The following is a 20,603-nucleotide window of genomic DNA, read 5'->3' as shown; positions in this document are numbered from 1 at the left end:
ACTGCTTGAGAACCATCGTTTAACGCTCTCAAGCGTAGGAGGCCATAGGTATGTGTAATGTTTCGCTCAACGGTACGCAGCCCACAGATGCCTCCCTGCGTGTGCTACGTGCGCTTGAGGACGCCGGTCTCGAGGCCTGGTTCGTAGGCGGTTGGGTGCGTGACGCCCTGATGGGACGTCCCAGCCACGATGTTGACATGTGCTGTAGCGGCCTGTGGCAAGAGTCCAAGGCGGCGCTCGAGGCAGCCGGCATTGCGGTAGTTGAGTCGGGCATAAAATTTGGCGGCATTACCGCCCTTTGTGACGATGAGCGTATTGAGGTCACGACGTATCGCCTGGACGGTTTTTACACCGATGGTCGCCATCCCCAGAGTGTGGAGCGTGCGGCGTCGCTTGAGGACGATCTGGCACGTCGTGACTTTACCGTTAACGCCATGGCCTGGCATCCCCAGCGCGGTCTTGTCGACCGTTATGATGGCCAGGGCGACCTGGAGCGTAAGCTGATTCGTGCCGTTGGAGATCCCAAGCGTCGCTTTAACGAGGATGCGCTTCGCATGCTGCGCGCCGTGCGTTTTGCCTGCCGTCTGGATTTTATGATCGAGCCTAAGACCAAACAGGCGCTTGCCGAGTGCTCGCCGCTGCTCGATGCCGTGGCACGCGAACGCGTGGGCATCGAGCTCGAGGAGATTCTATCGACCGGACATGGGGGAGACGCGATGCTACGCTATCCCGAGCTTGTTTGCGCCGCCGTGCCCGAGCTTGCGCCGGCTCGTGGGTTTGACCAGCGCAGCGTCTACCACGCCTTTAATGTCTACGAGCATATCGCTCGCGTTTTGACGGTAGCGGGGGAGCTGGCGCTGTGTGACGGTGTGGCGCCTTCGTCGAGCTTAATGTGGGCAGCGTTTTTGCACGATGTCTCCAAGCCCGATTGCTTTACGGTCGATCATGCGGGCAGCGGCCACTTTTACGGTCATCCTGAGCTTGGTGCCAAGAAAGCGCGCGCTATTATGGATCGCTTGGCGCTTTCGCACGATTTGGTTCGCGACGTGTGTCTGCTTATCAGGTATCACGATAAGCCGTTGCGCCCCGAGCGCTCCTGTTTGCTCAATATGATGCGCTCGCTTTCGGGTGAGGGCGTCGACACGCCGCGTTTGATTGACGAGCTTATGGACCTTAAGCGTGCCGATACGCTGGGTAAGGCACCGTCGTGCTTCTATTACGTCGAGACGATCGAGGAGATGCGTTCGCTCGCACACGAACTGTTGGAAGCGGGGGAGCCCTATACGCTTAAGATGCTTGGCATCAACGGAGGGGACCTGATTCGCGCCGGCGTCAAACCGGGGCCTGAGCTGGGACAGCTTCTCAACGTCGCCCTCGACGCCGTGATCGAGAAGAACATTCCCAACACCCGCGAGGCCCTTCTGTCCCACCTCAACCTGGGGTAGCTAATTTGGGACGGGGCTTTTTTAGCTACCCCCGCTGTCAATAGGACGAACAATCGTGATTCTGGCAGGGGTAGCTAAAAAAGCCCCGTCCCAAATTAGCTACCAGGTTGACCTGTGTGTTCCATAACCTCACGACAAAATTTGGGCCAATTTGGAATTTCTTCTTGCGCTCGCGTTTTTTGTCCCGTAATATATGTCCTCGCAGCACGGCAGTGCAGATGTCATGTGGCCCGTTCGTCTAGCGGTTTAGGACGCCGCCCTCTCAAGGCGGAGATCACCAGTTCGAATCTGGTACGGGCTACCACTTCTTTTCTGCTGAGGCTTATGGCCCGTTCGTCTAGCGGTTTAGGACGCCGCCCTCTCAAGGCGGAGATCACCAGTTCGAATCTGGTACGGGCTACCAAGTTTTGGATACCCGACCTTCTTTTCGAAGGTCGGGTTTTTTATTACATGCGGGCTTGTCTGTTAATCCCATTTGCCCCATAGCTTTACGTTTTGCTTATCTCCCATACGGGTACAATAGGCCAGATACATTGACGGTCAGAAGGAGCCTCATGACGGAGTCCTCTCAGCATACCCCAAAGCCTCAAGTCGATGTTTCGGGCGGCGATGACAACAAGAGCGCACGTCGTGGTGCCATCTTTATTGGCATTGTGCTGGTGGGCTATATCGTCTATTTGGTCGTGACCGGTCAGATGGGTCAGTTCTGGGCCGCCATGGCTAGCGTTCAGGCGCCGTGGCTCGCTGCCGCGTGCTTCTGCATGTTCCTATACTTGTTTTTTGGCATCGTGGCGTACGCGATTGCCGTATGGCTCGATCCCAATTCGCCTGTCGGCATCCGCGACCTCATTTCGGTCGAGGCGAGCGGCATCTTCTTTGGCAACCTGACGCCCATGATGATGGGCTCCACGCCTGCCCAGATTTATCGCCTGACCAAAGCTGGCCAAAATGTGGGCGAAGCGGGTGCCACGCAGTTCACCCGCTTTATCGTGTACCAGTTTGGTTTGGTGGCATGGGGCGCCATTCTGCTGCTCGCCCGCATGCCGTTTTTCGCCGAGCGCTATGGCGACATGACGCTGCTTTGCGTCTTTAGTTTTGGCGGCCACTGCTGCATTCTTCTCGGCATCTTTGCCGTGGCGTTGATGCCCAAGACCGTCACGCGCGTCGCACATTGTATTATCAATTGGCTCGAGCGCATGGGCGTTTCCGCTACTAAGATCGAGGGTTGGCGTACCTTTGTCGATGGCGAGATCTACTCGTTCTCCGAGAAATTCAAACTCTCTGCCGGCCATTTTTCGTCCATGCTGCTCACGGTCGTCATCACCATGTTGCAGCTGGCGTTTTTCTACCTGGTTCCGTATTTTTTGATGCTTGCCTTTGGTCAGTACGACGTTGACTTTTTCTCGGTCATGGCGGCGAGTGCTTTTGTACAGCTGTTGAGTTCCGCCGTCCCGCTGCCTGGCGGCACCGGTGGTGCCGAGGGCGGCTTCGCGCTGTTCCTGGGTCACTTTTTTGGCACGGCAGCGACTGCCGGCTATCTGCTTTGGCGTCTGATCACCTTTATCGCGCCGACCATTTTGGCCGCCCCTCTTTTGGGCCTTAAGAGCGCTCATAACGAGAGTATCCATGCGCGCTGGGACCGTATGATGTGCAAGCTCGGGCGCACTCCTCAGAAGCCTTCTGCGTCCGTTAAGGCACATCCAGCCTCTCAGGTTACCGTGGACCCCAATCAGCATGCTCAAAAGACTGCCGTGGCCTCTAAACCGGCACGGAAGACCTATGTTCGTCAGACTGGCGACGGTATCCGCGTTTCCCCTGCGGCGCTCAATAAAAAGAAGCGGCCCTAGAGCCCAGTTGGTGAGTCGTGCGTTCTTAATGATGCTCGTCATTGCGATGCTAGATGTAGGATAATCCTCTTACGTTGATTATCTCCCACTTGTACAGGAGCTATAGGTGGGCAGTTGACATGAAGGGGACACGTCTATGGCCACCACTAAACCGCGCCTTGACCGCCGCATCGTTCGCAGTCGCAATGCGATTCTTTCGGCATTCGAGCGACTGTTGATGGAAAAGCCCCTCGCCGATATTACGGTGAGCGCCATCGCGCGCGAGGCAAATGTCGACCGTAAGACCTTCTACGTGCACTTTGGCACGGTGGACGGCTTGCTCGATGCCATTGCCGTGGATGTGGTCGAGATGATTGTCGACTCAGTCGAGAAGACGCTTTCCTCTATGGGCGGTAACACCAACGAGCGCGCACTCGGAGCGGCGGCGACCTTCTTCAAAACCGTTAACGAGGCGCTGTGCAACAATTTGGTGCTCAATCGCCAGCTGATTGAAAACATTCCGCTCGACGACTTTATGACGCGCTTGCGTGTGCCGCTCGAGCACGAGATTGCCGAGCGCGACCTGCTGCCCCAAGGTCTCAAGGACGAGATGTTCGATTACTACCTGGCGTTTTTGCTGTCCGGTATTATCGGTATCTATCGCACGTGGGCATTGTCCGACGGCTCGGTTCCCATCGAGCGCGTCTCGGCGGTCGCTAACAATTTGACGCTGAACGGGCTATCGAGTCTGGAATCTCGTTTCGAATAGCACTAGTGCCTTATCCCTCCCCTGAGTTGCGGTGAAATAGGGACTGAATAGGCCTATTAACAGCTTAAACACTCCCTATTTCACTGCAACTCAGGGGATTGCATTACTGGTAGCGCAGGCACTCTACGGGGTCGAGTTTTGCTGCCCGGCGGGCGGGATAGAAGCCGAAGATGACGCCGATGCCGACGGAGACCGCAAAGGCCAGCAGCACCGTGGCGATCGAAAAACTCGGCGTTATGGTACCGCTGGCACCGAGTTCGCCAAGCACGCCGGAACCCGCGGCGAACATCGCTAGGCCCCAGGCAAGCAGGTAGCCAATCAGGACACCTAGCAGACCGCCGGTGATGCACAGCGCCGAAGACTCGGCCAAAAACTGTGCGGTGATATCGCGACGGCTGGCACCCAAGGCTCGACGAATACCGATCTCGCGGATGCGTTCGGTCACATTGGTGAGCATCATGTTCATGATGCCGATACCGCCCACGAGCAGCGAAATGCTGGCAACGGCGCCCATGATGAGCGAAAACGCGCCCATAAAGGAGTTGAGGGCGTCGATGGCGCTTTTCATTGAGGTCGCCGACGCGCTGTCATATTCGTCGTCATCCGCGATGTCCTTCATGCTGCGCACCTTGGATTCAATCATCTTGCACAGCTCATCCATGTCCGTACCCTCGGCGGCGAGCGCCGTTACGCTGGGAAAAGACGGGTTCTCGTCGCCAAAGAGGCCCGAGATGGTCTCGCGCGGCATGTAGAGCGTGAGTGAGCCCATGGAGTCGCTGCCGCCGTCGATAACGCCGATAATCTGCACCTCGCCGTTCGACACCTTGATGGTCTTGCCGAGCGCGTCCTGTTCGTTGCCGTACAGCTGGTCCGCGCCGCCGCGGCTGATGAGCGCCACGCGTGCGCCAGATTGGGACTCAGCCTGGGTATAGGTGCACCCCGCGACGAGCTTGCTGGCGCCCACTGCGTCGAGCATGTCGCTATCGACGCCCTGCGCCATGACGTTATAGCTTTTGTCACCGGCCTTGTACTCGGTATAGGCACTGTCCACGATACCGATCTGCTCGATCTGCGGCACCATCTTGCGAAGCTTCTCAACGTCCGACTCGGTGAGCTCTTGCGACGAATAAATCTGCACCATACGCGCGGCGTTGAGGCCCAGGCTGTTGACCAGGCTGTTTTGGATACCGCCGATAAGCGAGGTCATGGCAATGACGGAGGCGATGCCAATAACAATGCCCAGGATGGTGAGTAGGCTGCGTCCCTTGTTGGCCTCGAGGGAGTGAAGGGCTTCTTGGATAAGGTCGCGCGTGCTCATGCCTTCACTCCTTTCGTCGGATTGGCGTGTGCGGAAATCATGGGCAGGTTATCAATGGCGCCGTGCAGGGTCTGCGGTGTGTGCGCGATGTACGCGCCGTCGTGGATTCGGCCGTCGCGAATGGTTACGGCACGGTCGGCCTCGGCGGCGATACCGGGATCATGCGTGATGAGCACAATGGTCTTGCCACGTTCCTGGAGTTTGTGGAAGGTCTCCATCACGAGCGCTCCGGTGGCGGAGTCCAGGTTTCCCGTCGGCTCGTCCGCCAGGATGATGGGCGGGTCGTTGACGAGGGCGCGCGCGATGGCAACCCTCTGCATCTGTCCGCCTGAGAGCTCGGAGATGCGGTGGTCCCAGTGGTCGACCGGCAGCGTGACGGCTTGCAGCGCATGAACGGCGCGCATCTCACGCTGAGCCCGCGGCACGTTGGTGTACGACAGCGGCAGCATGACGTTTTCGATGACCGATAGGCGCGGCAGCAGGTTAAAGCTCTGAAAGACAAAGCCGATGCTCAGGGCGCGGACTTCGGTGAGCTCGTCATCGTCGAGCTCCGCCACGTTGAGGCCCTGCAGGTAATAATCGCCTGCCGTTGGCTTGTCCAGGCAGCCCAGGATGTTCATGAGCGTTGACTTGCCCGAGCCAGAAGGGCCGGTAATGGCCACGAATTCGCCGGGATTCACTGCCAGGCTCACGTTATGCAGGATATGGGCGCAGCCGGCTTCGCTCTCAAAAATGCGATGCACGTTGCGGATGTTGATGACGGGACGCATTACAAGCCCTCGTCGGCAGACATGCTGCCAGAGTCGTCGCCGTCGGCCGTCATGCCTGCGCCGGTGTCCACGATGAGGGTGTCGCCGTCGCGCAGCTTGGTAACCGGTACGTCTGCGTTGATCTCATTGCCCTGGTCGTCGCGCTTGACCTGCGTCTTGCCGACCACGGCGTCGTTTTCGTTTTGCGTCACAATGGTCACCTTCACGCGGCGCATCTCCTTGCCTTCACCGTCGGTTGCCACGTTGACGTAATAGTGCTCGCCATCCTCGGTCATGAGCGCCATGGTCGGCACCATCACCACATCGTCGAGCTGCTCGGTTACCACCGAGACCTCGGCGGTCATGCCCGGCTTGAGGCGCGCGTCGGGCGCGTCGATCAAAATATCGACGTTATAGGTCACGCTACCGCCGCCACCGTAGGTGGAGTCGGAGTTTGCCACCGAAGCGATTGTCGTGACCGTTCCCTGGCTCACGATATCGGGAAAGGCCGGATAGGTAACGTTGGCGCTCTGGCCCACTGCGATCTTGGCGATATCCTTTTCGCCCACCTGAACGGTGACCTTCATCTTGGAGAGGTCAGCGATCTGCATGCACTGCTTGCCGCCGGTCGTATCGCCTTCGCCCATAATCATGCCGCCCGTCACCGTGGCGCCGACCTTGGCGTTGAGCTCGACGATGCTGCCCGAGCTGGGCGCGGTCACGGTGCGCTCGGCGGCTTTGGCGTTGGCCTGGTCCAGGGTCGCCTGGGCCGAGGCCAGGTTACGTTGGGCGCTCGAGATGGCGCTCGTGTCGGCACTCGTGTCGGCACTCGTGTCGGCGCCGCCGCTGGCGCCACTTGCGCCTGCCGCATCTGTGTCAGTCGCCGGAGCGGCTTGGGCGGCAGCTACCGCTTTCTGCGCGTTGGCGAGGTCTTCCTGTGCCGCCGCCACCGCGCGCTGCGCCTCGGCAACGTTGCGATCGAGCTCGTCATTTTTAATGGTCATGAGCACATCGCCCTCGTTAACGGACTGGCCGGCTGATACGTTGATCGATGCCACCGTGCCGTCGACAGAAGGGGAGACCACCGAAGCCGAGATAGGCTTGAGCTGGCCTTTAGCCTCGACGGTGGTCGTAAATGTACCCTCGGTGACCATGTCGGTCACCGGCCCGTTGGTACCTGCGGGCCGTGCGTTGATGACGAAGGTTACGACTACGGCGATGAGCACAGTGGCGGCCACGACGCCGGCCGCAATGCCGCGTCGGATGAGCTTTTTGCGCCGACGCTCGGCACGCTTCGCCTTGAGCTTGGCGTAGGCCTCTTCGTCAGAAATCTCGGTTGCATCGCTTGTGCTGCCGTTTTGCTGTGTGGCGCGCACGTTTGTTATGAGGGGAAGCGTTTCGGTGGCACCCTCGGGCGCTCGCTCGGTATCATTCGGTCCCGGGGTGATGGTGGGGACATTCGACATAGCGTATCCTTTATAGAAAGTTCTTCGATAAGTATATGCGCCCGTCGCGAGAAGCGGGCGCATATGGCGGATTCTTTCGGAACTGTTAGATTGGAGCGTCAGTTCCCCGTTGTGCGAAGGCGTGTTTTCCTACGAGTGCACGACCACGCACAGGCCGACGCTGATGCAGTCGTGGAGTGCCTTGGCATCGGCCAGACGCAAGTTGATGCAACCGTGGCTGCCGCACCATTTGTACGAATTTGGGTCGTCAAAGCTCTGATCGTTTTGCCATGTAGCATCATGGAAACCAACCATGTTGCCTTCAAACGGCATCCAATATGACACGGGGCTTTCGTATTTTGGTTTTCCGGTCTCTGGGTCTTTGGCACCGATGAGCTTGCTTGCGCCGTCATTGCTATTGATCTGCCAAACGCCCTCGGGAGTGGCATCCTCTCCCGGTTTGCCCGAGATAAAGTTGGCTTCCCAAACGATATTACCGTTCTCGTCATAGTAGCGCGCGTGCTGCTCGGACAGGTCGACGTCGATATACGCCTTCCAGTCGGGCTCTCCCTTTGCGGTATAGGTGTCGGCCTTCTGGGAGTACTTAATCTCGATTTCGCCGGTCTGCTTGTTGTTAATGGCGTCCTCGACCTGCTTGGCAAGCGCGTCGCTATCGACGGACCAGCCAAAGTCACCGCCCTCGACGGCACATTCTTTGCCGTCGGCACGCGTCCACCAGCGGGTGGTGCCCACGGTATTAAAGCCGTTGGCGAGCTCGGCTGCCCAGCTACCGATCTGCGACGTATCGAGTGTGGGGTTGGCCGGATCGGCAAAGCTGATCCACTGCAACACGGAGCTGCCGTCGACCTTGCCGGCATCCTCGCCGTTGAGCTTGAGGGTCACGTTGACGCCCAAGAAGTTGTTGGCGGCATCGCATGCGGCCTGAATCTGATCATTGGTCAGCGTTTCATTGAGCGGCTCATAGGCATCGTTGCCGAGCTTGGAAAGATCTACGGTCTCGGCCAGCGAGGCAAGCTCGAGCTCGGCATACTTAATGACATGCTCGCGGTTGAGTTTTTCGTTGGAGCGCGCCTTCTCGACGGTAAACTTGCCGGCTTGCTCGTCATAGGAGCTATTGGCCTCGAACGTACCCGAACGGCCCTCGTTAAACTCGTCAATGGCGGCGCCCAGATCATCCTCAAACTTCTTTTGGTCAAAGGTGTCAGAGAGCATGGACAGGTCGACGTCTTGTTCAAGATCGACTTCGTTGGAGGTAGCGGTTGTTTTGGTCTTGCCGCTTAAGGATTCTACAAGGCGGACCGGCCATATAAAGGCTTCGTTGCGGCTGATAATTTCTTTTGCGGCAGCTTCGCCGTCGACGATGGGTTCATCGGACTCGGGCTGATAGGTCCAGTTAAAGTCATCGCCTGTCACGGTGAGCTTATAGTGCTTCCATGCCGAGTTGACCTTAGTGGCAGCAGACGAAGCGTTGGAGAACGAGACGTCGACGCCGGCAATGGTGGTGTTGGGGTAGGCTACCTGCGAAAATGCGACAACGCCAACAATGTAAACGACAACAATGAGGCCCAGAGCAACGAAAAGGGTCATTTTGGCCCCGGATTTTTTCCCGTTGGCGTGGTTCTCTGACCCACGGGGGCCCTTGTGATGGTTTTGCGTGTGTGAAGGCGCGTGCTTAGTCGCTATATTGCTCTGACGCTGCTGATACGCATGAGGGTTCTGTCGCTGTGAGGTGTTTCCCGAACCATGCTTTGTGCTACGCGTTGGCGTAATGGGGCGCGGCGACTGGACGCCGTCGGTAGGCCTAGAAGGCTGTTTAGGATCGGGAATCAGTTGGGTGCGGTCGTTTTGCGACATCGTATGCATATCCTTCGAGTTTCGCCTTGCGGCTCATCGTGTTTTTACTGGGCTTGCATTATAGCGATTACCTAGTTGTTTGTGGTATTGAAACGGTGGCATTGGCAAGAGGTTGGACATTTGTCCCACCTCTTGTTTTGGACTGGTCTTTATCCGCACACACCGCATTTTGCACAGGCCGAAAGCGCGGCCGGAGCCTGCGCGATGCCACCCTTTGCCGTCTCGCGCAGCGTGGCCGGCAACGCGTGGCCCACCGAGAGCATGACGTGTGCCATCTGGTCAAACGGCACCAGGCTCTTAATGCCGGCAAGGGCGAGCTGCGCCGAGCTAAATGCGGCCGCCACGCCGATCGCGTTGCGGTTTTGGCATGGCACTTCGACAAGGCCGCCCACGGGATCGCATACAAGACCAAGCAGATTGCTCAGTGCGATAGAGCTAGCGTCGAGTGCCTGCTCGGGCGTGCCGCCCAGCATCTGGACTAGCGCGGCAGCGGCCATGGCGGCGGCGCTGCCCACCTCAGCCTGACATCCGCCTTCGGCACCGGCGACGCAGGCACTTGTGGTGAGGTTGAGACCAATCGCGGCAGAGCAGTAGAGTGCGTCCATGACCTGTTCGTCATCGAGCTGTAGATGGTCGGCGAGCGCCAACACGCAGCCGGGCACGACGCCCGCAGAGCCGGCCGTGGGGGCGGCGACGATGACGCCCATGGTGGCAGAGCGCTCAAGCACAGCCATGGCGCGGGCTACGGCTTCGGTTTGGACGGCGCCCATCAGGTTTGTGCTCAGATCGTTGCGGCGTGTGGCGTCGACGAGTTTTGCCTCGCCGCCGATAAGCCCGCCGAGCGAGCGCTGCGGTGCGGCGATGGGCGCCGTTGTCTCCTCGCGCATGACCTCGAGTACGCGGCGCATGGCGGCGACGGCGTGCTGCTCGCCGGTCAGGCGGGCTTCGCGTACGGCCATGACGGCGCCAATGTTGAGGCCCAGTTCGGCGCAGGCGTCGAGGAGCTGTTCGCCATCGTCGAAGATTTCCTTGGCGGAAACTCCGGGGGAGAGCGATGAGGCCGAGCCGGGAAGCTCAATGAAGGTGGCGTAATCGACATGGTCGAGCATGCGTAGCATAGGAACGACGATGTCATCGGGGGTGCCGTCGGTCTCAAATACGGAATAAGCTTGGCCGCCTACCTCGGTGCGGTAGGTGCGGCAGAAGGCAATGTTTACGTGTGCGTAGGCGAGCTGGTTCGTGAGCGCGGCGAGAACGCCGGGGACGTCCTGGTGCGCCACAAACAGGGTGGAATACATGCCCGAGATATCGACGCCGACGCCGTTGATGCGGCTGATGCGCATCTTGCCGCCGCCAAGGCTCTCGCCGCGGACCTGCGCCGTGGCGCCCGTGTCATCGACCATGTCGATGTCGACGGTGTTGGGGTGGATGGAGGTGTCGTCGCCCTTAATGTCAAAGTGATAGCTGAGGCCCCGCTCACGCGCGAGGTCAAAGGCCTGCTTGATGTTTTCGTCGTCGGTGTCGAGGCCCAAGATGCCCGCGACGAGTGCGCGGTCGGTGCCATGGCCGCGGTAGGTGTGGGCAAAGGAGTTCCACAGGCCAAAGGTGACTTTGGTGATGCGGCCTTCCAGCAGGCTGGCGGCAACCTGGGCGCAACGCAGGGCGCCGGCGGTGTGCGATGAGCTGGGGCCGACCATGATGGGGCCCAAGATCTCGAATGCCGAGGTCGTAGCTAGTGTTTGCGGCTTGCCTGCCATGGCTGCTCCTTTTCTATCTCGTCGTCCCGAGGGGCGGGGCACACGCTGTCCCGCCGTTCCGAGGGCTTTAGTATTTGGTCGCCTGCTGGGACAGTCCTGACTCGCACGGAGAGCACATTAAGTGCTCTCCGGCTCGTGCGGAACTCGCGATCGACCAAATACTAAAGTCCTCGGAACTTAGGATACATGGTTGGAGTCGCTCTGCTGCAAAATTTATCGGCCTGTGACCTATTCCATGTCCCAGTTCGGCTCATCTTCACCACCTTTAAATTAAAAAGAGGTACCGGTTGTTCCGGTACCTCTTTTTGGTGCGTTTTTATTTGGCTGTGGCTTTTCTCGTTAGCTTACAGGCCGCAGGCTGCTTTGAGTTCGTCGATGCGGTCCGTTTTCTCCCAGGTAAAGTCGGCGTCTTCGCGGCCAAAGTGACCGTAGGCTGCCGTCTTTTCATAGATGGGGCGACGCAGGTCCAGGTCGCGGATGATTGCGCCCGGGCGCAGGTCAAAGGTCTTCTCCACGGCCTCGACGATCTTGTCCTCGGCAATATGCGCGGTGCCAAAGGTGTCGACCATGATCGACAGCGGCTTGGACACGCCGATGGCGTAGGCCAGCTCGACCTCGCAGCGATCGGCCAGACCGGCGGCGACTACGTTCTTGGCGACCCAGCGAGCGGCGTACGCGGCAGAGCGGTCGACCTTGGTGCAGTCCTTGCCGCTAAAGGCGCCGCCGCCGTGACGGCCGTAGCCGCCGTAGGTGTCGACGATGATCTTGCGGCCGGTCAGGCCCGTGTCGCCCATGGGGCCGCCCACGACAAAGCGTCCGGTGGGGTTCACATAGATATCGGCGCCATCCCACGGCATGTTCTCGGCATCCATGACGGGTGCGATGACATGCTCGATGAGGTCGGCCTTGATCTTGCCCATGTCCTCAACTTCGGCAGCGTGCTGCGTGGAGATGACGATGGTTGTGACCTCCACGGGCTTTCCGTCCTCGTAGCGCACGGTGACCTGGGTCTTGCCGTCGGGGCGCAGATAGGGCAGGGTTCCGTCGTGGCGCACGGCGGACAGGCGTTCCGCCAGGCGGCTTGCCAGGTAGTGCGGCATGGGCATGAGGGTCTTGGTCTCGTTGGAGGCGTAGCCAAACATCATGCCCTGGTCGCCGGCACCGATCAGGTCGATCGGGTCGGTGGTGGCGCCGGTCTGGGTCTCAAATGACTCGTCGACGCCCTGGGCGATATCGGGCGACTGCTCGTGGATGAGGCTCATGACGCCGCAGGTATCGCAGTCAAAGCCAAACTTGGCGCGGTTGTAGCCGATGCGGCGGATGACGCCACGGGCGATTTCCTGCACGTCGACGTATGCCTGGGTGCGAATCTCTCCGGCGACGATGACGGTGCCGGTGGTCACGAGGGTCTCGCAGGCGCAGCGGACGTTTTCCACGTTGGCGGGCACGCCGTTGGGCGCAATATAGCCCTGCTCCTGCAGCTCTATTTCTTTGGCGAGGATTGCGTCGAGGACGGCATCGCTGATCTGGTCGGCGATCTTATCGGGATGGCCTTCGGTCACCGACTCCGACGTAAACACAAAAGACCCCTGCTGGGGCGGGATGGAACGAAGCTCTTCTGACATGATTGTCCTTTCGAATAACGTGTCCCAGCGACCGTTACCATTCCGCCGGGCTCTGTATGCAGGGGCACATCATAGCGCGTAAATCCAACATTCACACCCTTTCCGCACCTACTCATGAGGTAGCTAATTTGGGACGGGGCTTTTTTAGCTACCCCGGCTGATTGTTTGCTGGTTAAGCCGATAGCCTGCCGGGGCAGCTAAAAAAGCCCCGTCCCAAATTAGCTACCCGGCTTCGATGACTGGGTCGGTGCCCTTTGTGCGGAGGTGGGCGTTGTTGCTTTATACTGGTGCGGTTAGACATCCATCCTGCAATCGAGGAGATTTCCATGGCATCAGACGTTCGCGTCCGCTTTGCACCCTCACCGACGGGCAAGCTGCATATCGGCGGCGCCCGCACCGCTATCTATAACTGGGCTTTTGCCCGCGCAAACGGCGGCACGTTCATCCTGCGCATCGACGACACCGATCCCACCCGCTCTACCGACGAGAACACGCAGATCATTCTGCGCGCTATGCGTTGGCTGGGCCTGGACTGGGACGAGGGCCCCGAGGTTGGCGGCGACTTTGGCCCCTATGCCCAGACCGAGCGCCTGGACCTGTACAAGCAGGCCGCCCAGAAGCTTTGGGACGAGGGCAAGGCCTATCCCTGCTTCTGCACCAAGGAGCAGCTCGAGGCCGACCGTAAGGCCGCCCAGGAGCGTAAAGACCCCTTCCAGGGCTATCAGCGCCGCTGTCGCGATCTCGATCCCGAGGAGGCACGCCGCCGCATTGAGGCCGGCGAGCCCTACGTCCTTCGCATCAAGGTGCCCGAGGACCGCGGCGATGTCGTCATCCACGACGCCGTCCACGGCGAGGTGACCTTCGACGCCAAGGAGCTCGACGACTTCGTCATCTTCCGCTCCGATGGCACGCCCACGTATAACTTCGCGACCGTCGTCGACGACGCCATGATGAAGATCACCCATGTCATCCGCGGCGACGACCATCTGTCCAACACCCCGCGCCAGGTCATGGTTTACGAGGCCCTCGGCGCCCCCGTTCCCACGTTCGCCCACATCTCCATGATCTTGGGTGCCGACGGCAAGAAGCTCTCTAAACGCCACGGCGCCACCTCGGTGGAGGAGTACCGCGACGCCGGCTACCTGTCCGACGCGTTCGTTAACTACCTGGCGCTGCTCGGCTGGTCGCTCGACGGCGAGACCACGATCATCCCGCGTGATGTTCTGGCCAGTAAGTTCTCGCTCGACCGCATTTCCAAGAACCCGGCGACCTTCGACCCCAAAAAGCTCGACTGGGTCAATGCCGAGTACATCAACAACATGTCCGACGCCCAGTTTGCCGACGAGATCATGGTCCCTGAGCTGCACGAGGCCGGCATGATCGAGGGTAACATCGAGTACGGCGAGGACTGGATCGATGCGCTTGCCGCCATCGTCAAGCCGCGCACCAAGATGCCGGCCGACGCCGTGACCGTCGCCGCTCCCATCTTTGCCACGGCCGAGACGCTCGAGTATGACGAGAAGTCTGTCAACAAGGGTCTGGCCAAGGAAGGCATGGGCGCCATTCTGGATGCCGCCAAGGTCGCGCTCGAGGGCGTGGATGAGTGGACGGCTGCCAACATCGACGCCGCGCTTGAGCCGCTGCCCGAGCAGATGGACCTCAAGAAGCGCGTGGTGTTCCAAGCTGTGCGCGTCGCCGTCTGCGGTAACATGGTGAGCCCCCCGCTGGGCGAGACCATGGCGCTCGTCGGCCGCGACGACTGCCTGGCGCGTATCGACCGCGCCCGCACGATGGCGCTGTAGCAGCTGCGTAAACGCATGTATCCGAGCCCCGTTCACCCGAGCGGGGCTCTTGTTTCTAAAGACGTATGGGATGGGAGGTACAGAGACCATGGCCGAGCAACTGTCGCTGTTTGGTTCGCCGGAACCTAAGGAAGCTTCGAAGTCCGCGGCCCCTGCCGCCGCCCCGGCGCAGCCCGAGCCCGCACCCGAACCCGTCTCCGCCTACGCGAGCGTGGTCCTCGACATCCCGACCCGTGCGCTCTCCGAGCCCTTCGACTACGGCATCCCGCAGTCCCTTGCCAACGATGCCCAGATCGGGTCCACGGTCCTGGTCCACTTTGGCAACCGTGCGGCCGCGGGCTATATCGTCGATATCGCGCCCGATCTGGGCGACCTGCAAGGCAACGACGCCCTCGACCCCTTGCGCATCAAGCCCATCGAGGCCATCCTCAGCAAGCCGCTCTTTACCGCCGAGGCTGCACGCATTGCGCGCTGGATGAGCCACGAGTACGTCGCGACGCTTTCCGAGTGCCTGCGTCTGTTCTTGCCTCCGGGCGGCAGCCCGCGTGTCGTGAAGGGCGATGACGGCGTGTGGACCGTTGAGCGCCCCGCCGTAAAACCCATCCAAAATCGTTGGGTCATGCTCACGCCCGAGGGATTCGACTACACGCCGCCCAAGACAGCGGTCCGTCAGCGTCAGCTCATCGACGCGCTCCAATGCGGCCCGGTCACGACGCGCGACCTCAACCTGCTCTACAACAGCATGTCGGCAACCATTAAAGCGCTCGAAAAACGCGGCGTCGTGGTGGTGGAGGAGCGCCGCGCCTGGCGTGGGTGTAGCGAGCAGACCACGTTGTCCTCGGCAAGCGGCAAGGCGCCGGTCTCTCTTACCAACGGCCAGCAGCAGGCGCTCGCCCAGATTGAACGCGCCCGCCTTGATGCCCATGGCGACGTGGTCCTTGTCGATGGCGTCACCGGTTCCGGTAAAACCGAGGTTTACCTTTCGGCTATTGAGCGCGTGCTGGCGGCCGGCCGTTCGGCCTGCGTGCTCGTGCCCGAGATCTCGCTGACGGCCCAGACCGTCGGCCGCTTCCGCTCGCGCTTTGGCGAGACGGTCGCGGTCTTCCACTCGCGTCTTTCGGCCGGCGAGCGTCTGGACCAGTGGGATATGGTTGCCAGCGGTGCCGCGCGCGTGGTCGTGGGCGCCCGCTCGGCGCTCTTTTGCCCGCTCAGCGATCTTGGCCTCATCATCATCGACGAGGAGCACGAGACCAGCTACAAGCAGGGCTCCAGCCCGCGCTACCATGCGCGCGAGGTGGCTGCCGAGATGGCGCGCCGCTATCGGTGCCCGCTCGTGTTGGGCTCCGCCACGCCCTCGGCCGAGGCCCTCGACCGCTGTCGCCGCGGTATGTACAACGGTGCCACCTGGACGCGTGTCGAGATGCCCGAGCGCCCGGGACACGCCGTGCTGCCCACGGTCCGCATTGCCGATCTGCGCCGCGAGTTCGCGCACGGCAGCCGCTCCATGTTCTCAAAACCGCTGATGGAGGGCTTGGAACGCGTGGTCGAGCGCCGCGAGAAGGCCGTACTGCTGCACAACCGCCGCGGTTTTGCGCCGTTTTTGATGTGCCGTGAGTGCGGCTGCGTCCCCACCTGCAACCACTGTTCTACCGCGCTCACGTACCACGAGCGCACGCACACACTGCAGTGCCACACCTGCGGATCGTCCTGGCGCGTGCAGCCCTATCCGGCGCCCACGAGTCGTTGTCCCAAGTGCGGCAGCCGCTACCTGGCAAAAATGGGCCTGGGCACGCAGCAGATCGAGGACGCCCTACACCAGATGATGCCCGAGGATGTCGCCATCATACGCATGGACGCCGATTCCACACGCGGCAAGGATGCGCACAAAAAACTACTCGAGCAGTTCGATGCCGCCGATTGTGCGGTGCTGCTGGGCACCCAGATGATTGCCAAGGGCCTCGACTTTCCCGAGGTCACGCTCGTGGGCGTGGTCAATGCCGACTTTGCGTTAAAGCTGCCCGATTTTAGGGCGGGGGAGCGCGCCTACGATTTGCTGGAACAGGTCGCCGGCCGCGCCGGTCGCGGCGATCGTCCCGGCGAGGTTATCATCCAGACGTATCTGCCCGAGGACCCGGTTATTCGCGCCGTTGCAGAGCACGATCGTTCGATCTTTACCGACTACGACCTGGACCTGCGCCGCGACGCCCTGTACCCGCCGTTCGTGCGTCTTGTCAACATTTTGGTGTGGTCGGCGAATCGTGATAATGCGCAGGACTACATTGGGCGCATCGCAAAGCTCCTCAAGCGCCGCTGGCATGCCGCCGCGCCCGACTTTTTGCGGGCTGGAAGTGTCGTGCCGCAGGTGCTGGGCCCCGCTTCGTGTGTAATCGAGAGAGCCAAAGACCGTTATCGCTTCCATCTGCTTGTAAAGTCGCCGGTAGGGTACCATGTCTCTGATGATATCGACGCCTGCCTCAAAGAGGTGGGTTCCGTGCGCGGCGTGAGCGTGAGCGTTGACGTCGACGCCTATGATTTGATGTAACAACCCGAAAGGATGGCCATGGAAGCCAACGGAATCGTACTTTCGCCCGACCCTCGTTTGCGCCAGGAGTGCGCCGTCATCGAGGAGATCACCCCGGCGATCGAGGCGCTTGCCGAGAAGATGAAGAAGATGATGTTCGACAACGGCGGTTGCGGTCTGGCTGCCCCGCAGATCGGCGAGCTCATCCAGCTCGTCACCATCGACTGCGACTACACCGACAAGAACGACTATGACCCGTACGTGCTCATCAACCCCGTGATCGTGGAACAGAGCGACCATCTGGTGCCGTTTAGCGAGGGCTGCTTGTCCATCCCCGGCATTAGCTGCGAGATCGAGCGTCCCGACCATGTCGTTGTCGAGGCATACGATCTGGACGCCAACCTGATTCGCTATGAGGCCTCAGGCGACCTGTTCTGCGTGTGCCTGCAGCACGAGATCGATCACCTACACGGCAACACCATGTTCGAGCGACTCAAGCCGATGCAGCGCATCAAGGCCGTCAAGGAGTACCAGGACGCCTTGGCCCGCGGCGCTCGACCGGGCGAGACGGAGTAGGTCCCACCGTCCCCTTCCGCCGCAGGGCTTAGGTTTTGCTCCATGCTCAAACAGTCCTGCTCGCACGAAGAGCACATTAAGTGCTCTTCGGCTCGTGCGGAACTGCGCGTGGAGCAATAACCTAAGCCCTGCGGCGGAAGGGGACTGCGTTTTCGTGCTCCTCTTCGCCCGGGTGCCGTCGGGCCAGGGATGGGCGTCTTCGCTGATAATTGCTTTGTCGGAAGAGCTGCTTTTATTGCGGCTCTTTCTTTGGTTTTGGGTATATTTGTTCTTGTTGAAATGTTATTGCGGATGGGCTGGCGACTTGGCTTTCCGCTGTTATTTGTAGCCGTCTCGGTTTTGTTTGAGGGGAGACGTTCTTTATGCGTATTGTGTTTATGGGTACGCCCGATTTCGCGGTGCCGTCGCTGACTTCGCTTGTTGAGGCTGGGAATGAGATTACGCTGGTAATTACGCGTCCCGATGCTGTTCGCGGGCGTGGTAAAAAGCTGGAGCCGTCTCCTGTTAAGGCCAAGGCGCTTGAGCTTGGTCTGCCCGTTGTTGAGGCAAATCGTATGACGCCGGATGTTATTGATCGGCTTAAGGCTGCTGATGCCGATATTTTCTGCGTGGCTGCCTATGGCTGCATTTTGCCCGATGAGGTGCTGCATATGGCGCCGCTCGGTATTGTGAATGTTCATGCTTCGCTGCTGCCTCGTTGGCGTGGCGCTGCTCCCATTCAGCGTGCCATTCTTGCTGGTGACGAGGTTGCTGGCGTTTCCATTATGCGCATTGGGCATGGCGTGGATACGGGCGCTTATTGCGCGCAGGTGTCGACCTCGGTTGCCGGTAAACATGCCGAGGCGCTCACGATGGAGCTTGGTGAGCTGGGCGGTAAGTTGCTTGCCGATACGCTTCCCTCGCTTGCCGATGGCTCGGCTGTTTGGACTGAGCAGGATGAGTTCCTTGTCACGCATGCTGCCAAGATTTCCAAGCAGGAGATGCGTCTGGATCCGCAGATGGGGGCACTTGATTGCGTGCGTCATGTGCTTGCTTCTTCCGAGACCGCTCCCGCTCGCTGCGTGATTGCCGGCAAGACCGTGCGCGTGCTCGATGCCGCTCCGGCAGATGTATCGCTTGGCGAGGGGCTCGTCGCCGTTCGGGCCAAGCGCGTCTACCTGGGCCTGTCCGATGGCGCGGTCGAACTGCTCGAGGTTAAGCCCGATGGTAAGCGTGCTATGGCTGCTTCTGCCTGGGCTGCCGGTCTGCAGGGTGCGGATCTTTCGTGGGGTGTTTTGTCATGAGTAAGCTTTCCCCCGCGCGCAAGCTTGCGCTCGATGTGCTCATGGAGGCCGATCGCCGCGGCATGTACGCGCGTGACGTGCTCTCGTCCCGTGCTTCGGCCAAGGCCATCGATCAGCGCGATTCTGCTTTTGCCGCTCGTTTGGCGCTGGGCGTTGCAGCCACCCAGGGCATTTTGGATGAGCTGCTCGACCAGTTTCTCGATAAGCCCAACAAGGTCGCGCCTCGTGTGCGCATGGCACTTCGTATCTCGGCCTTCGAGATGCTCTACCTGCATACCCCGGGTCGCGTTGCGGTGAGTCAGGGCGTTGAGCTCGTGCGCAGCGGTGCTAAGTCTGCCGCCGGTCTGGCGAACGCCGTGCTGCATAAGGTTGCGGACAACGTCGAGGACTTTGCCACTGCGGCGGATGCCGATGAGTCGGAGCGCCGTCTGGTTCGCCTATCTCGCCTGATGGGCATGCCGCGCTGGCTGTGCGCTCGCATTATGGCGTCGTTCGATACACCCGAGGGCGCGCTCGGCTTTGCCGGCAATCTGGCGCCCGCGCCGCTGGCTTTGCACGAGAATGCCTTTGCCACCAAACCCGATCCGTACATTTCGCAGCTTGTGGCACCCGTGTTCCCGGGTTGCCATGCGCCGGTCGACGCGCAGGCCACGGTTGCGTCGGGTGTGTTTGAGCGCGCAGCTGCCGTGGCCTCGGACCTTAATGCCCAGCTGATCGCTACCGCGGCGACCCGTCCCGGGCGTTGTCTAGAGATTGGCGCCGGTCGTGGCACCAAGACCTATGTGATGATGTGCCAGGCCAAACGTGCCGGTTACGACCGTCAGCACACCGCACTCGATTTGCACGACCGCAAGTGCGACCAGAATCTCGCACGTCTGCATAAGGCGGGTATTACGGGTGTTCGTACGGTGTCGGGCGATGCCTGCGAGCTCAATGAGGTGCTCACGTCCTTTGACGCGATGCTTGGCGAGCCTGTCCTGTTCGACACGGTGTTTATCGATGCTCCGTGCTCGGGCACCGGCACCATGCGCCGTCATCCCGAGATACCGTGGCGCCTTGCCGAGGGCGACGTTACGACTGAGTTGCCCCGCCTGCAGCTGACGATGCTCAAGGAAGCAGCCGCGCGCGTGGCTGCCGGCGGTGAGCTTATCTATGCCACCTGCTCGGTCTTCGACGAGGAGAACACGCAGGTCGTTGATGCCTTCCTAGCCTCTCCCGAGGGCGCCGGCTTTACCGTGGCACCGCTCTCCGAGGCACAGATTCTGCAGCTGCCCGAGTACGACCACGCCAAGAGCCTCGTCACCCTGCGCCAAAACGCACGAGGCCTCTTCCAAAGCGTGCCGGTAAACGCCGACTCCTACGACGGCCACTTCTGCGCCAGACTGGTCCGCAAGTAAAACGGATTCCAAGGGTAGCTAATTTGAACTGCCTCCCATTTCTTGGACATGAGAAATGGGAGGCTTTTTATGCGTGTCGACTTGAGGGTGAAGCACGACATCGAGGCCAGGAAGGCGGCGATCGGGCTCTTCGAGCGAGGCCACGGCTCCGAGTCGGCGGCGAAGGCGCTGTCGGTCCCGCGCGACACCGTGAGACAATGGCTCTACGTATACCG

At 60.5% G+C, this 20,603-nt stretch carries 14 protein-coding genes and 2 tRNA genes; 10 read left to right on the top strand and 6 right to left on the bottom strand.

Going from position 1 to position 20,603, the window contains the following annotated elements:
• The first annotated feature begins 50 nt into the window (after positions 1 to 50).
• The 5 genes from ACTQV3_RS07125 (at position 51) to ACTQV3_RS07105 (ending at position 4,040) form a co-directional block, all read left to right on the top strand.
• Positions 51 to 1,445 (top strand): CCA tRNA nucleotidyltransferase, encoded by a 1,395-nt coding sequence (locus tag ACTQV3_RS07125; protein ID WP_441535932.1) that lies wholly within the window; start codon positions 51 to 53, stop codon positions 1,443 to 1,445.
• A gap of 227 nt (positions 1,446 to 1,672) precedes the next feature.
• Positions 1,673 to 1,749: transfer RNA gene (locus ACTQV3_RS07120), tRNA-Glu, on the top strand.
• A 22-nt stretch (positions 1,750 to 1,771) separates the two neighbouring features.
• Positions 1,772 to 1,848, top strand: a tRNA-Glu gene (locus ACTQV3_RS07115).
• 151 nt (positions 1,849 to 1,999) lie between these two features.
• Positions 2,000 to 3,292 (top strand): lysylphosphatidylglycerol synthase transmembrane domain-containing protein, encoded by a 1,293-nt coding sequence (locus tag ACTQV3_RS07110; RefSeq protein ID WP_427793548.1) that lies wholly within the window; start codon positions 2,000 to 2,002, stop codon positions 3,290 to 3,292.
• Positions 3,293 to 3,428: 136 nt separating this feature from the next.
• Positions 3,429 to 4,040 carry a TetR/AcrR family transcriptional regulator gene (locus ACTQV3_RS07105; protein ID WP_441068921.1) on the top strand — a complete coding sequence of 204 codons (612 nt, stop codon included), beginning with the start codon at positions 3,429 to 3,431 and terminating at the stop codon, positions 4,038 to 4,040.
• Positions 4,041 to 4,143: 103 nt separating this feature from the next.
• On the opposite strand, the gene ACTQV3_RS07100 is transcribed toward ACTQV3_RS07105, so the two are convergent.
• The 6 genes from ACTQV3_RS07100 to metK all read right to left on the bottom strand — a co-directional run bounded on the left by ACTQV3_RS07100 (position 4,144) and on the right by metK (position 12,809).
• Positions 4,144 to 5,358 carry an ABC transporter permease gene (locus ACTQV3_RS07100; RefSeq protein WP_441068919.1) on the bottom strand — a complete coding sequence of 405 codons (1,215 nt, stop codon included), beginning with the start codon at positions 5,356 to 5,358 and terminating at the stop codon, positions 4,144 to 4,146.
• On the bottom strand, positions 5,355 to 6,128 hold the full coding sequence (locus ACTQV3_RS07095; protein WP_441068917.1) for an ABC transporter ATP-binding protein: 774 nt from the start codon (positions 6,126 to 6,128) through the stop codon (positions 5,355 to 5,357). The genes ACTQV3_RS07100 and ACTQV3_RS07095 overlap by 4 nt, the downstream gene beginning before the upstream one ends.
• Complete coding sequence (locus ACTQV3_RS07090; protein ID WP_441068915.1) at positions 6,128 to 7,573, bottom strand: efflux RND transporter periplasmic adaptor subunit; 1,446 nt, start codon at positions 7,571 to 7,573, stop codon at positions 6,128 to 6,130. The genes ACTQV3_RS07095 and ACTQV3_RS07090 overlap by 1 nt, the downstream gene beginning before the upstream one ends.
• Positions 7,574 to 7,702: 129 nt before the next feature.
• Complete coding sequence (locus ACTQV3_RS07085) at positions 7,703 to 9,160, bottom strand: L,D-transpeptidase (protein ID WP_441068913.1); 1,458 nt, start codon at positions 9,158 to 9,160, stop codon at positions 7,703 to 7,705.
• Positions 9,161 to 9,576: 416 nt separating this feature from the next.
• Positions 9,577 to 11,184: an L-serine ammonia-lyase, iron-sulfur-dependent, subunit alpha gene (gene sdaAA, locus ACTQV3_RS07080; protein ID WP_441068911.1), complete on the bottom strand. Its 1,608-nt coding sequence runs from the start codon at positions 11,182 to 11,184 to the stop codon at positions 9,577 to 9,579.
• Between the two features lie 344 nt (positions 11,185 to 11,528).
• Positions 11,529 to 12,809, bottom strand: a complete 1,281-nt coding sequence (metK, locus tag ACTQV3_RS07075) for a methionine adenosyltransferase (RefSeq protein WP_427728191.1) — start codon at positions 12,807 to 12,809, stop codon at positions 11,529 to 11,531.
• Positions 12,810 to 13,135: 326 nt separating this feature from the next.
• Between metK and gltX the strand changes: the two genes are divergently transcribed.
• The 5 genes from gltX to ACTQV3_RS07050 all read left to right on the top strand — a co-directional run bounded on the left by gltX (position 13,136) and on the right by ACTQV3_RS07050 (position 20,388).
• Positions 13,136 to 14,611, top strand: coding sequence for a glutamate--tRNA ligase (gltX, locus tag ACTQV3_RS07070; RefSeq protein WP_441535933.1), 1,476 nt, complete (start codon positions 13,136 to 13,138; stop codon positions 14,609 to 14,611).
• 70 nt (positions 14,612 to 14,681) lie between these two features.
• A complete protein-coding gene (gene priA / locus ACTQV3_RS07065) occupies positions 14,682 to 17,153 on the top strand; it encodes a replication restart helicase PriA (protein WP_441535934.1) in 2,472 nt (823 codons plus the stop codon).
• A gap of 18 nt (positions 17,154 to 17,171) precedes the next feature.
• On the top strand, positions 17,172 to 17,708 hold the full coding sequence (gene def, locus ACTQV3_RS07060; RefSeq protein WP_118449363.1) for a peptide deformylase: 537 nt from the start codon (positions 17,172 to 17,174) through the stop codon (positions 17,706 to 17,708).
• A gap of 362 nt (positions 17,709 to 18,070) precedes the next feature.
• Positions 18,071 to 18,991, top strand: coding sequence for a methionyl-tRNA formyltransferase (gene fmt / locus ACTQV3_RS07055; RefSeq protein WP_441068907.1), 921 nt, complete (start codon positions 18,071 to 18,073; stop codon positions 18,989 to 18,991).
• Entirely contained in the window at positions 18,988 to 20,388 is a 1,401-nt protein-coding gene (locus tag ACTQV3_RS07050) for an RsmB/NOP family class I SAM-dependent RNA methyltransferase (RefSeq protein ID WP_441068905.1), read from the top strand. Before fmt ends, ACTQV3_RS07050 begins: the two co-directional genes overlap by 4 nt.
• Positions 20,389 to 20,603: the final 215 nt, after the last annotated feature.

The organism is Collinsella sp. LCP19S3_A7, assembly GCF_052121995.1.
Classification (GTDB): Bacteria; Actinomycetota; Coriobacteriia; order Coriobacteriales; family Coriobacteriaceae; genus Collinsella.
This window is presented reverse-complemented; position numbering and strand designations above follow the sequence as displayed.

What these genes read in the sequence shown, in the direction of transcription:
- ACTQV3_RS07125 (WP_441535932.1), top strand. Translation starts at nt 51, where the DNA reads ATGTGTAATGTTTCGCTCAACGGTACGCAGCCCACAGATGCCTCCCTG.
- ACTQV3_RS07110 (WP_427793548.1), top strand. Translation starts at nt 2,000, where the DNA reads ATGACGGAGTCCTCTCAGCATACCCCAAAGCCTCAAGTCGATGTTTCG.
- ACTQV3_RS07105 (WP_441068921.1), top strand. Translation starts at nt 3,429, where the DNA reads ATGGCCACCACTAAACCGCGCCTTGACCGCCGCATCGTTCGCAGTCGC.
- ACTQV3_RS07100 (WP_441068919.1), bottom strand. Translation starts at nt 5,358, where the DNA reads ATGAGCACGCGCGACCTTATCCAAGAAGCCCTTCACTCCCTCGAGGCC.
- ACTQV3_RS07095 (WP_441068917.1), bottom strand. Translation starts at nt 6,128, where the DNA reads ATGCGTCCCGTCATCAACATCCGCAACGTGCATCGCATTTTTGAGAGC.
- ACTQV3_RS07090 (WP_441068915.1), bottom strand. Translation starts at nt 7,573, where the DNA reads ATGTCGAATGTCCCCACCATCACCCCGGGACCGAATGATACCGAGCGA.
- ACTQV3_RS07085 (WP_441068913.1), bottom strand. Translation starts at nt 9,160, where the DNA reads ATGACCCTTTTCGTTGCTCTGGGCCTCATTGTTGTCGTTTACATTGTT.
- sdaAA (WP_441068911.1), bottom strand. Translation starts at nt 11,184, where the DNA reads ATGGCAGGCAAGCCGCAAACACTAGCTACGACCTCGGCATTCGAGATC.
- metK (WP_427728191.1), bottom strand. Translation starts at nt 12,809, where the DNA reads ATGTCAGAAGAGCTTCGTTCCATCCCGCCCCAGCAGGGGTCTTTTGTG.
- gltX (WP_441535933.1), top strand. Translation starts at nt 13,136, where the DNA reads ATGGCATCAGACGTTCGCGTCCGCTTTGCACCCTCACCGACGGGCAAG.
- priA (WP_441535934.1), top strand. Translation starts at nt 14,682, where the DNA reads ATGGGAGGTACAGAGACCATGGCCGAGCAACTGTCGCTGTTTGGTTCG.
- def (WP_118449363.1), top strand. Translation starts at nt 17,172, where the DNA reads ATGGAAGCCAACGGAATCGTACTTTCGCCCGACCCTCGTTTGCGCCAG.
- fmt (WP_441068907.1), top strand. Translation starts at nt 18,071, where the DNA reads ATGCGTATTGTGTTTATGGGTACGCCCGATTTCGCGGTGCCGTCGCTG.
- ACTQV3_RS07050 (WP_441068905.1), top strand. Translation starts at nt 18,988, where the DNA reads ATGAGTAAGCTTTCCCCCGCGCGCAAGCTTGCGCTCGATGTGCTCATG.